Origin of the sequence: Pseudorhodoferax sp. LjRoot39 (genome assembly GCF_964253035.1) — a bacterium.
Taxonomy (GTDB): domain Bacteria; phylum Pseudomonadota; class Gammaproteobacteria; order Burkholderiales; family Burkholderiaceae_C; genus Pseudorhodoferax.
The window spans coordinates 6,011,142-6,022,708 of the sequence record NZ_CAXUQL020000001.1 but is presented as its reverse complement, the minus strand read 5'-3'; the positions used below and the strand labels follow the sequence as shown (position 1 = coordinate 6,022,708).

The following is an 11,567-nucleotide window of genomic DNA, read 5'->3' as shown; positions in this document are numbered from 1 at the left end:
GAGGCCGGACGTGGCGCGGTACTGGAGGCCGCGGAGCAGAAGGGGGGAGCGGCGAAGCCGCCCGGGGGGGTAGTCTCTATCTTCCGCGGACCAGGGCCATGACCTTGGCGGCGTCCAGCGTGCGCGCCTGCTCGCGCATCTGCGGCAGGTACTGCTGGTGCAGGCCCTGGGCCTGCTGGGTCAGGCTGGCGTAGCTGTCCTTGAGCAACTGGGTGGACAGCACGCGGCCGCCCGCGTAGTAGCGCTTGGCCACATGGCCCAGCGCGTAGGTGGTGGCGAAGCTCATGCCCGAGCTGACGGCCTGCCTGCCGACGCCGCCCAGCAGCCCGCCGCCCAGCTTGCCGAGCAGGCCGCCCAGCAGCTTGCGGCCGGCCTGTTCCAGGTACTGCGAGGTCAGGCCCACGCCCACGGTGGCGAGGAAGTCCTTGATGTGGCCGCTGTCCAGCTGGTAGCCATGCGACTTGCCGATGTTGAACACCAGGCGCATCTGCAGCGGGATGATGGCCATGGTCGACAGGCTCTCGGGCAGCAGTTCCAGCGCGCCGTTGAGGATGGCGGCGTTCAGGATGCTCTTGTCGAGCGCGGCTTCGTCCACCGTGGATCGGGCAGGCGCAGGGGCTGCATCGGCGGTCACCAGCGGCGCGGCTGCCACGGCATCGGCCTGCTGCAGGAAGCCGTCGGCCGCGCCGGGCGCGAGCGCGAGCGCGGCCTTGGCCTCTTCGAGGAAGCGCAACTCGGCCGGCGAGTGCAGGCCATCGGCATCGCAGACGCAGACGGCCATCTCGTAGGCCAGCTGGCGCGCGTCGGCGCCAGGCAGCGCAGCGGCAATGCCGGCCAACTGCACGCGCTTCATGAGCACGTCCTGCACCAGCGAGGGCAGGTGCACGCCGTCGGCCTGGCTCAGGTTGTCGGCGATGCGGCGGATCTCGGCGCGCTCGCGCTCGTGCTTGTCGCCATCGACAAAGGCGGCCATCAGGGCCAGCGACAAGATGGCCCGGGTTTCTTCAGCGGTCATGGAAAGTTCTCGGCAGCTTCGACATGCCCCGGCAGCGGGGCCGACCGGAGCTTAAGCTGGGCTGTCGGCCAGGGCCCGCAAGGCCTTGGCCACCGGATGGTGATCGACGGGGCGCACCAGCCGCTCGACCTCGCGGCCGTCCTGCAGGAACACCAGCGTGGGCCAGAGCTTCACGCCGAACGAGCGACCCAGCGGACGGCCCCGGCCATCGGCGATCTTGATGTGGCGCACACCGGGCCGGTCTTCGAGCGCGCGCGCGATGGCGGGCTGGGCGGCGCGGCAGAAGCCGCAGAAGTTGTCGCCGAATTCCAGCAGCACGGGGCCGCGCATGGCATCGACCTCGGCGCGGCCGGGTTCGTCGGAGGTGTAGGGTGTGGACATGGCGCGATGGTAGAGGCGACAGACTCAGCGGCCCTGCACGGGCGAAGGCGGCGGCTGCTTGTGCACCCGGGCACGCTCTTCTTCGGCGCGCTCCCTGGCCTCGGCTTCGGCTTCGCGTGCGGCTTCGGCGTCGGCCCTGACCTGCGCGTGCGCGCGTGCCTGGCGGGTCGCTTCGTCGGTCTCGCCGGCCGACTCGCGCACCGGGTCGGTGATGGCCTTGCCCAGCGATTCGAGCGCGCTGTCGGTGTGGGCAGGACGGGATGGCGTGGGCTCGGCGGGGCGGTCGGGCAGGGTCATGGGGCTCTCCTGTGGTGTTGTGCATGCATGCTCGGGCCAAGGCGTCGACGATGCTGCCGGCCGGTGCCCCGCCCGCGCGCGGCGGGGGGCGCTGGTGCACGTAGTCGCCGGCCTACAGCATCTCTCAGGCGTCAACCCGAAGGTCAACCCAGACGTACAGGCACGAAGATCTTGTCCTCGCCGCGCTGGATCAGCAGCGCCACCGACTTGTCGGCCTTGGCCACGGCGGCGCGCGCCTGCTCGGTGCTGCTGACCGGCGTGCCGTTGATGGCCAGCAACACGTCACCCGCCTCGACGCCGGCGCGGGCTGCGGCGCCGCCGACCTGCTCGACCACCAGGCCGCCTTCGGCCACGCCCGCAGCCTGGCGCTCCTGCGGCTGCAGCGCGCGCAGCGCCAGACCCAGCCGGCCTTGCGCCGCGGCGTCGGGTGTGGCCGCTGCCACGGCCTGGTCCTTGGCGCCGCCGAGCCTGGCGCGGATCTCCTGCGCGCTGCCCTTGCGCCAGACGTCCAGCCTGACCGTCTCGCCAGGGGCCGACAGGCCGATCGCCGCCGGCAGGTCGCCCGAGGCCACGATGGTCTTGCCGTCGATCGCGCGGATCACGTCACCGGGCTGCAGGCCGGCCTTCTCGGCCGGGCTGCCCTTCTCGACGCTGGCCACCAGCGCGCCCTCGGGCTTGTCCAGCTTGAACGAGTCGGCCAGCGTCTGGTTCACCTCCTGGATGGCCACGCCCAGCCGCGCATGCTCGACCTTGCCGTGCTGCACGATCTGCTGCTGGATGCGGCCGGCCAGGTCGATCGGGATCGCGAACGACACCCCCTGGTAGCCGCCCGTGCGGCTGTAGATCTGCGAGTTGATGCCCACCACCTCGCCGCGCGTGTTGAACAGCGGGCCGCCGGAGTTGCCGGGGTTCACGGCCACGTCGGTCTGGATGAAGGACACCGCGCTGTCGCTGGGCAGCGAGCGGCCCTTGGCGCTGACCACGCCGGCCGTCACGGTGTTCTCGAAGCCGAACGGCGAGCCGATGGCCAGCACCCATTCGCCGCTCTGCAGGTCGGCGGGCGATCCGATCTTCACCACGGGCAGGTTCTTCGCGTCGATCTTGAGGACGGCGATGTCGGTACGCGGGTCGGCGCCGAGCACCTTGGCCTGGTACTCGCGCCGGTCGGTCAGCTTGACCGTGACCTCCTTGGCGCCCTTCACCACATGGGCGTTGGTCAGGATGGTGCCGTCGGCACTGACGATGAAGCCCGAGCCCTGGCCGCGCACGAGCGGGGCCTCCTCGCGCGGCGCACGGCCCTGGCGCGGGCCCTGGCCGGGCTGCTGGAAGCGGCGGAAGAATTCGAAGAAGGGGTCGTTGCCGAACGGGTCGTCGCGCTGCGCGGCGCGCTCGTCGGCATCGGCCGGGTCGGCCGTGCCGGTCACACTGATGTTGACGACGGCCGGGCCGTACTGGCGCGTGATCTGTGCGAAGTCCGGAAGCGCAACAGATACAGGTGTTGCAGTTGTAACTATTGGTGTTGCGGCTGCATGCGCCGTTTCGGTGCGGACCAAGCCGACACCGGCGCCACCGATGGCTCCGGCGGCCAACAGGGCCAGCACAAGGCGGGAATTTTTCACGGAAAACTGGCTGAATCTCGGGTCCATGGTGTCCATCCTTCAGGTGGGTTGGGGATGTCCGAAATGATGAGGACCCAGCCTTAGTTCAGGCTTAAACGGCTTGTGTACCGTTTCATGTCCTTACTGTCAGAACTAGCAGCTGACGTGTATCAAGGAGTCTTGATGCAATCGTGCACTTTGTTGCAAAGCAGTACGCCTGTGTACCCTGTGCAAGGCCTGACATGAACGATCAAGAACTACTGGAATTCGTGGAGGACGGTGCCCCGTCCGCGCCGGAGACACCACAGGACGCCACACCCTGGCGCATCCTCGTCGTCGACGACGATGCCGATGTGCACGAGAGCACGGCCTTCGGCCTGCGTGGCATGGAGATCGAGGGCCGGCCGCTGCAACTGCTGCATGCCTACTCCGGGGCGGAATCGGTTGCACTGCTCGCGCGTGAGCACGACATCGCGGTGATCCTGCTCGACGTGGTCATGGAAAGCGAGGAGGCGGGCCTGGCGACGGTGGGCCGGATCCGGGGCGAGCTCGGCCTGGACCATGTGCGCATCGTGTTGCGCACCGGCCAGCCTGGCCATGCGCCCGAGATCGACACCATCCGGCGCTACGACATCAACGACTACAAGACCAAGAGCGAACTCACGCGCGTCAAGCTCTACACGGCGCTGACGGCGGCGATCCGCTCCTACGACCAGTTGCGGCGGCTGGACGCCAGCCGTCGCGGGCTGGAGAAGATCATCGAGGCCAGCAACCAGTTCCTGGCCGAGCAGGGCCTGCGCACCTTTGCCGAGGGCGTGATCACGCAGATCGCGAGCCTGATCGGCGTGCAGCCCGAGGGCCTGGTCTGCGCTTCGCGCCGCACGGCCGACGACGACGCGGCAACGCACCACACCGTGATCGCGGCCGCCGGTGCCTTCGCCGAGCTGATGGACCGGGACATCGCCGACATCGGCGACCGCGTGGTCGCCGACAGCCTGGCCCGTGCACTGGCCGAGCGCAGCAACGTGTTGGAGCCGCACCACCTGACGCTGTTCTTCGCGGGCCGCGACGGCAACGACTTCGCTGCCTTCGTGCGCGCCGGCACGCCGCTGCGCGACGTGGATGCGCGGCTGCTCCAGGTGTTCTGCGCCAACATCGCGCTGTCGGCTTCGAACATCGACCTGTTGGCGCGCCTGCGCGAGTACGCCTTCAAGGACCGGCTGCTGGACATGCCCAACCGGCTCGCGCTGCTGCAGCACATCGACCGGGAGGTTCGCGCGGGTCACGGCGCGGGCCAGGTGCTGGCCTTGCTGGACATCGACCGCTTCGCCGAGACCAACGACATGTTCGGCTACGCCTACGGCGACCTGCTGCTGCAGGCCATCGCGCGGCGGCTCGCGCAGGGCCTGCCGCAGCAATGCCTGCTGGCGCGCGTGGCCGGGGACACGTTCGGCATCTGGGGCGCGCGCGCGGCACTGGAGCCGGCCCGGCTGGCTGCGCTGCTGGAGCCGGCGTACGCGGTCGAAGGCGTGGCGCGGCCCGTGTCCTTCTCCATCGGCCTGGCGCCGAGCGATGCCGACACCGGCAGCGGCCAGGACATGTTCAAGAACGCCCTGATCGCGCTCAAGCAGTCCAAGAGCGCCGGCCAGGGCCACATCCACACCTACACCGCCGAGGTCGGCGTGGCCACGCGCGAGCGCACGCGGCTGCTGCACGGCCTGCAGCAGGCTTTCGACCGCGAGAACCTGTTCGTCGTCTACCAGCCGCAGCTGGCGTTGGCCAGCGGCCGCGTGGTCGGTGCCGAGGCGCTGATGCGCTGGCGCACCGAGGATGGGCGCTTCATTTCGCCGGCCGAGTTCATTCCGGTCGCCGAGCAGTCCGGCCTGATCGTGCCGATCGGCCACTGGGTGCTGCGCACGGCGCTGCGCGCGCTGGCGCGCCTGCGCCAGGACCAGGCCGATTTGCGCATGGCGGTCAATGTCTCGCCGCTGCAGTTCGCGCAGCCACAGTTTCTGGCCGGGGTCGACGCCGCGCTGCGCGAGGCTGCGCTGCCCGCCGACAGCCTGGAGCTGGAGATCACCGAATCGGTCGCCGTGATGGGCATCGAGCGTGTCTCGGCCCTGCTGGAGCAGATCAAGGCGCGCGGCATCGCGGTGGCGATCGACGACTTCGGCACGGGCTTCTCCTCGCTGTCCTACCTGGACCGGCTGCCGGCCGACCGGCTCAAGATCGACCGGGCCTTCATCACTGCACTGGATTCGGGCGACGCCACCGCCCGCATCGCCGAGATGATCGTGCCGCTGGGCCACCGCCTGGGCATGCAGGTGCTGGCCGAGGGCGTGGAGACCGCATCGCAGGCCCAGGCCCTGCTCCAGCTCGGCTGCGACGAGGTGCAGGGCTACCTGTACGGCAAGCCCATGCCGCTGGACGCCTTCACCGCCTGGCTGGGCGAACGCCAAGGCGGGGCGTGAGACGCCGCACCCTGCTCGCCGGCATGGGCGCGATGGCCACGCTGGGCGGCTGCAGCCGCCCGGTGCCGATCAAGCTCGGCTTCCTGGCGGGCCTGTCGGGGCGCGCTGCGGTCACCAGCGAGGACGGGCGCAACGGCACCATGCTGGCCGTGGAGCAGGCCAACCTGGCCGGTGGCATCGGCGGCCAACTGCTGGAACTGCTGGTGCAGGACAACGGCGACGATGCGCAGGCCGCCCGCAGTGCCCTGCAGGCGCTGGTGGCGGCCGGGGTGCAGGCCACCATCGGGCCGTTCTCCAGCCAGGTCGTGCAGGAGCTGCTGCCGCTGGCCGAGACGGCCGGCGTGCTGATGCTCAGTCCCACCGCCACGGCCTCGGTGCTGACGCGCCAGGACGATGCCTTCGTGATGCTCAGCCCATCCACGCGCGAACTCACGCGCGCTTACGCCGAACTGTTGTGGAAGCGCGGCCAGCGCCGGCTGGCCGTCGCCACCGCCACGGACACACGCAACGGCCTGTACGCCATGGCCTGGCGCGACGGTTTCAGCGCCGCCTTCCTGGCCCTGGGCGGCGTGCTGACGGCGCAACAGGGCTTCGCCTCCGACGCGTCCACCGCCTACGGCGACGTCGTGCGTGCGCTGCTGGACAGCCAACCCGACGGCATGGTCTTCGCCTGCGGCAGCGTGGACGCCGTGCGTCTGGCCGTGCAGGCGCGCAAGCAGGCCGCTGAACTGCCGGTCGCCGTGGCCGAGGGGGCCGGAGGCGAGGCCCTCATTGCGCTGGGCGGCCAGGCGGTGGAGGGCATCGTGGTCGGCCAGCTGCACGACCGCAGCAGCCGTGCGCCGCGCTACCTCGGCTTCGTCGATGCCTACCAGGCCCGCTTCGGCCGCCAGCCGGGCTACCACGCCGTGCTCTCGCACGATGCCGTCACCGTGCTGGTGCAGGCGCAGGCGCGCCGCAGCAGAGGCGAGCCGCTCAAGCAGGCCGTGCTGCGCCACGGGCCTTACGACGGGTTGCAGCAGCCCATCGTGCTCGACCGGTTCGGCGACATGGTGCGCCGTCCGTACTTCGTCGTCGTGCGCGGCGGCCGTTTCGAGCCGCTGTGATGCGCTCCGGGCGGGTCTGGAGCCTGCGCTACCACCTGTTCGCGCTGCTGCTGACGACCATGGTGCTGACCTTCGCCGTGGTCAGCGCCGTGATGGTGTTCTGGCGCGTGCCGCAGATCGAGCGCGCCAGCCTGCAGGCCCTGAGCAACGAGGTGCACGACGTGGCCGAACGGCTGGAGCTGCTGCTGGGGGCGCGCCAGGCCAGGCTGGAATTGATGGCCAGCCGTCTGCGCGGCCGCACGCCGGAGCAGGCGGGCAACCTGCTGGCGGCCAACCTGCGCGGCGACCGGCTGTTCCGCGCCGTCTACCTGGTGTCGCCGCGCGGACGGGTCGAGGCGGTCGGCCTGGCGCCGCAGGCCGGTGGCCGCGCGCAGGACTTCGTGGGGAGCGACCTGTCGTCCAACGCCTTGTTCAAGGCCGTCAGCGCGGGGCAGCCCACGGCCTGGAGCGGGCGCCTGCTGTCGGCCCTGTCCGGCGCCCTGGTCGTCGGGGTGGCGCACCGCGACGCGAACGGCCGCGTGCTGATCGGCGAGGTGCCCCCGGCGGTGCTGCTGGACGACCTGCGTTCGGTCGCCGGCGAGGACGCTGCGATGGTCTGGGTGGTCGATGGCAGCGGCGAGGTGCTCGCCGACACCGAGGGCCGCTACATGGGCCGGCTGAACCTGCACAACTGGCCGCTGCTGCAGGCCGCGTTGCAGGGCCGGCCAGTGCCTGCCGACTTCGAGTTCGAGCGGCGCCCCATGCAGGCGGCGCTGGCGCCGGCACCGACGTTGGGCTGGTATGTGATCGCCAGCATGCCGCGCGGCTGGGGCCATCCCGAGGTGCGCAGCACGGCGCTGTATGCCGGCGCCGGCTTCCTGGGCTGCCTGCTGGTCGGCCTGTCGGTCGCGCCGTTCTGGGCCGGCCGGCTGGTGCGGCCCTTGCGCGCCATCGTGACGCGGGCCGCGCTGAACACGGCTGGCCGCGCAGGCGGCAGCCCCTGGCCGCGCGGGCCGGTGGCCGAGTTCAACCGGCTGTCCGGCGACCTGGAAGCCATGGGCCATGCCGTGCAGGAGCGCGAACGCAAGCTCCAGGCCCTGTTCAACGTGGCGCCGGTGCCGATGGTGCTGACGGACATGGACGACGCCCACAGCTTCCTGGACGTCAACAACGTGTGGTGCGAAGAGATGGGTTACAGCCGCGCCGAGGCGGTCGGGCTCAACTCGATGGAGCTGGGCATGTGGAGTTCGACGCAGCGGAACGAGGCGCTGCTGCGCACGCTGGAGGATGGCAGCTTCGCCGGCGAGGCCGAGGTCATCTGCAAGAGCGGCGAGGTCAAGCTCTACCAGTCCTTCGGGCGCGTGGTGCGCTTCAAGGACCAGAACCTGGTCGTGTGGGGCAGCATCAACATCGGGCCGCTGCGCGCGGTCGAACAGGAGTTGCGCGCGCTCAACCACGACCTGGAGGCGCGCGTGGCCCAGCGTGCCGATGCGCTGGCCACGGCCAACGAGGAACTGTCCGACACGCTGGCGCAGCTGCGCTCGGCCCAGACCGAACTGGTGCAGACCGAGAAGATGGCCGCGCTGGGGGGGCTGGTGGCAGGCGTGGCGCACGAGCTGAACACCCCGCTGGGCAACGGCGTCATGGCGGTCAGCGCGGTGGCCGACGAGACGCGCCGCTTCCGCGCAGCGATGCTGGCCGGCCTGCGCCGGGTCCAGCTGCAGGACTGGATCGACGGCCTGGAGCAGGGCTGCGACATCGCCGGGCGCAACCTGCGCCGCGCGGCCGACCTGGTGCACAACTTCAAGCAGGTGGCGGTGGACCAGACCAGTTCGCAGCGGCGCAGCTTCGAGCTCGGCGAGGTCGTGCACGAGCTGGTGGTGAGCCTGCGCCCCACCTTCTCGCGCACCCCCTACCGCATCGTCGTGGACGTGCCCGCGCACGGCCTGCGGCTGGACAGCTACCCCGGCCCCCTGGGTCAGGCCCTTGCCAACCTGATCCAGAACGCCGTGCGCCACGGCTTCGACGGCCGCGACCATGGCACTGTGCACATCACCGCCGAGCGCGGCGAGGGCCAGACGATCCGGCTGCGCGTGGCCGACGACGGCGTCGGCATCCCGCCCGAGCTCATCGGCCGCATCTTCGATCCCTTCATGACCACCAAGAAGGGCCGGGGCGGCACCGGGCTCGGCCTGCACATCAGCTACAACGCCGTCGTCCAGCTGCTCGGCGGCACGCTGACGGTGGACAGCGCACCGGGGCAAGGCACCGTGTTCGAGATGCGGCTGGCATCGGTGGCACCGCGCACCGCGACGACCACCGAATCCGAGGTGGCCCTGTGACGACCGCCTCGCTCCCGCGCACCTGGCGCATGCGCACCCAGCTGTCGGCGCTGCTGGTCGCCACCATGCTGCTGACGGTGGCCGTGGTCGGCTCGGCGATCCTGGTCACGCGGCTGCCCGTCATCGAGCGCGACAGCCAGGCCGACCTGCAGGCCGAGGTGGAGCAGCTCGCCGCGCGCCTGGAGCTGCTGCTGGGCACCGCGCAAAGCCGGCTCGCGCTGCTGAACGCGCTGGTGCACGGCGTCGAGACCGGCCCCGCCAATGCACTGCTGGACGAAGGCTTGCGCGCGGGCCTGCGCTTCGAGGCGGTCTACCAACTCTCGCCCGCCGGGGTGGTGCAGGCCGCCGGCCTGTTGGACGAATGGCAGTTCCGCCGGCCCGACCTGGTCGGCAGCGACCTGTCGTCCAACAGCCTGTTCCAGGAGGTTTCGCAACGCTCCGGCCCGCTCTGGAGCGGGCGCTACCGTTCGGTGCTGACCGGCCTGCGCGCCTTGGGGCTGGCGGTGCGCGACGAAGAAGGGCAGGTGCTGATCGCCGAAGTGTCCCCGCAGGCGCTGCTGCGCGCGGTGCAGGTCGCGGCTGGACGCAGGGCCTCCTCGGTCTGGATCGTCGACCGCCACGGCGACGTGCTGGTCGACACCGACGGTGGACGCGAACAGGACCGGTTGAACATCCGCGACTGGCCGCTCATGCAGACGCAGCCGACGGGCGGCGCAGGGGCGGTCGCATTCGTGCACCGCGGCCGCACGCACCATGCGGCCATCGCACACTCCGGCGCGCTGGACTGGTACTTCGTCGGCCACGCGCCGCAGGGCTGGGCCAATCCGCGGGTGCAGCAGCTGGTGTCCTACCTGGGCCTGTCCTTCGCCGGCTGCCTGTTGGTGGGCTTGCTGGTCGCGCCGTTCTGGTCCGAGCGGCTGACACGGCCCTTGCGGCGCATCCTGCAGCGCACCGCGCAGGCGACCCGCGGCGAGGCTGGCGAGGCCGCCTGGCCGCGTGGCCGGGTGGCGGAGTTCAACCAGCTGTCCGGCGATCTGGAACTGATGGCCAATGCCTTGATGGAGCGCGAGCACAAGTTCCTGGCGATCTTCAACGCGGCACCGGTGCCGATGAGCGTCACCGACGCACGCCGCGGCTACATCCTGCTGGATGTGAACGAGGCCTGGTGTCGCGAGTTCCGCTACCGCCGCGAGCAGGTGCTGGGCCGCACGGGCATGGACATCGGCATGGTGTCGACGGCGCAGGGCGACGCCCTGCAGGTGCGCCTGCAGCAGCCGCGCCTGCAGAACGAGACGGTGCTGCGGCGCGGCGATGGCACGCCGATCCAGGTGAAGGTGTTCGCACAGCGCCTGGTGCTGGCGACGCAGGAGCTGATGCTGTGGGCCACGGTCGACATCGGGCCGCTGCGCCGGGTCGAGCAGCAGCTGCGCGAACTCAACCAGCAGCTCGGCGCGCGCGTGGCGCAGCGCACCGAGGCGCTGGCCGCGTCCAACACCGAACTGGCGGCCACCGTGGCGCAGCTGCGCGCGGCGCAGGAAGAGCTGGTGCGCACCGAGAAGATGGCCGCGCTGGGCGGCCTGGTGGCCGGCGTGGCCCACGAGCTCAACACCCCGCTGGGCAACGGCGTCATGGCGGTCAGCGCCGTGGCCGATGCGGTGCACCGCTTCCAAGCCGGCATGGCCGCCGGCATCCGGCGCAGCGAGCTGCTGCAGCTGCTGGACAGCGTGGAGCAGGGCATCGACATCGCCCAGCGCAACCTGCACCGGGCCGCCGACCTGGTGCACAGCTTCAAGCAGGTCGCGGTGGACCGCACCAGCGCGCAGCGGCGCAGTTTCGAGCTCGGCGAGGTGGTGCACGAGATGGTGGTGAGCCTGAAGCCCAGTTTTTCACGCAAGCCCTGGCGCATCGAGGTGGACGTGCCGGCCGAAGGCCTGCGGCTGGACAGCTACCCCGGTGCGCTGGGACAGGTGCTGGGCAACCTGATCCAGAACGCGATCGTGCATGGCTTCGAGGGCCGCGACGCCGGCACGGTGCGCATCACGGCCGGGCGTGGCGAGGACCAGTCGGTCTGGCTGCGCGTGGCGGACGATGGCAAGGGCATCGCGCCCGAGCACATCGCGCGCGTGTTCGACCCCTTCATGACCACCCGCATGGGCCGCGGCGGCACCGGCCTGGGCCTGCACATCAGCCACAACGCCGTGACGACGCTGCTCGGCGGCACGCTGACCGTGCAGAGCGTGCCGGGCGAGGGGGCCTGCTTCGAGCTGCGCCTGCCAGTGCGGGCACCGCGCGCGCGGGAGGAGCAGCCGTGGGCCGCATGACCAGTGGTGGGCGCGATGAAGACTTTCGATCCATTGGGCGTCTGGCGGCTGGCACGGGGA

The 11,567-nt window shown here is 71.0% G+C and carries 8 protein-coding genes; 4 read left to right on the top strand and 4 right to left on the bottom strand.

What is annotated here, in order from left to right:
* Nucleotides 1-76: 76 nt before the first annotated feature.
* The 4 genes from ACSQ4M_RS28135 to ACSQ4M_RS28120 form a co-directional block, all read right to left on the bottom strand.
* The gene (locus ACSQ4M_RS28135; RefSeq protein ID WP_436192682.1) at nucleotides 77-1,015 is read right to left on the bottom strand and encodes a YcjF family protein; all 939 of its coding nucleotides are present in this window, start codon (nucleotides 1,013-1,015) and stop codon (nucleotides 77-79) included.
* Between the two features lie 51 nt (nucleotides 1,016-1,066).
* Nucleotides 1,067-1,396, bottom strand: a complete 330-nt coding sequence (locus ACSQ4M_RS28130) for a thioredoxin family protein (RefSeq protein ID WP_436192681.1) — start codon at nucleotides 1,394-1,396, stop codon at nucleotides 1,067-1,069.
* Between the two features lie 24 nt (nucleotides 1,397-1,420).
* On the bottom strand, nucleotides 1,421-1,693 hold the full coding sequence (locus tag ACSQ4M_RS28125; protein WP_436192680.1) for a hypothetical protein: 273 nt from the start codon (nucleotides 1,691-1,693) through the stop codon (nucleotides 1,421-1,423).
* Between the two features lie 143 nt (nucleotides 1,694-1,836).
* Nucleotides 1,837-3,339 (bottom strand): DegQ family serine endoprotease, encoded by a 1,503-nt coding sequence (locus ACSQ4M_RS28120; RefSeq protein ID WP_436192679.1) that lies wholly within the window; start codon nucleotides 3,337-3,339, stop codon nucleotides 1,837-1,839.
* 194 nt (nucleotides 3,340-3,533) lie between these two features.
* Here ACSQ4M_RS28120 and ACSQ4M_RS28115 point away from each other — a divergent pair, with 194 nt between their 5' ends.
* From ACSQ4M_RS28115 to ACSQ4M_RS28100, 4 genes are read left to right on the top strand one after another with little or no spacing between them, the layout of a single operon-like run.
* Nucleotides 3,534-5,762 carry a GGDEF/EAL domain-containing response regulator gene (locus ACSQ4M_RS28115; protein WP_436192678.1) on the top strand — a complete coding sequence of 743 codons (2,229 nt, stop codon included), beginning with the start codon at nucleotides 3,534-3,536 and terminating at the stop codon, nucleotides 5,760-5,762.
* On the top strand, nucleotides 5,759-6,865 hold the full coding sequence (locus ACSQ4M_RS28110; RefSeq protein ID WP_436192677.1) for an ABC transporter substrate-binding protein: 1,107 nt from the start codon (nucleotides 5,759-5,761) through the stop codon (nucleotides 6,863-6,865). The genes ACSQ4M_RS28115 and ACSQ4M_RS28110 overlap by 4 nt, the downstream gene beginning before the upstream one ends.
* Entirely contained in the window at nucleotides 6,865-9,186 is a 2,322-nt protein-coding gene (locus tag ACSQ4M_RS28105; protein WP_436192676.1) for a sensor histidine kinase, read from the top strand. The genes ACSQ4M_RS28110 and ACSQ4M_RS28105 overlap by 1 nt, the downstream gene beginning before the upstream one ends.
* Nucleotides 9,183-11,507, top strand: a complete 2,325-nt coding sequence (locus ACSQ4M_RS28100) for a sensor histidine kinase (protein WP_436192675.1) — start codon at nucleotides 9,183-9,185, stop codon at nucleotides 11,505-11,507. Before ACSQ4M_RS28105 ends, ACSQ4M_RS28100 begins: the two co-directional genes overlap by 4 nt.
* Nucleotides 11,508-11,567 lie beyond the last annotated feature (60 nt).

What these genes read in the sequence shown, in the direction of transcription:
- ACSQ4M_RS28135 (WP_436192682.1), bottom strand. Translation starts at nt 1,015, where the DNA reads ATGACCGCTGAAGAAACCCGGGCCATCTTGTCGCTGGCCCTGATGGCC.
- ACSQ4M_RS28130 (WP_436192681.1), bottom strand. Translation starts at nt 1,396, where the DNA reads ATGTCCACACCCTACACCTCCGACGAACCCGGCCGCGCCGAGGTCGAT.
- ACSQ4M_RS28125 (WP_436192680.1), bottom strand. Translation starts at nt 1,693, where the DNA reads ATGACCCTGCCCGACCGCCCCGCCGAGCCCACGCCATCCCGTCCTGCC.
- ACSQ4M_RS28120 (WP_436192679.1), bottom strand. Translation starts at nt 3,339, where the DNA reads ATGGACCCGAGATTCAGCCAGTTTTCCGTGAAAAATTCCCGCCTTGTG.
- ACSQ4M_RS28115 (WP_436192678.1), top strand. Translation starts at nt 3,534, where the DNA reads ATGAACGATCAAGAACTACTGGAATTCGTGGAGGACGGTGCCCCGTCC.
- ACSQ4M_RS28105 (WP_436192676.1), top strand. Translation starts at nt 6,865, where the DNA reads ATGCGCTCCGGGCGGGTCTGGAGCCTGCGCTACCACCTGTTCGCGCTG.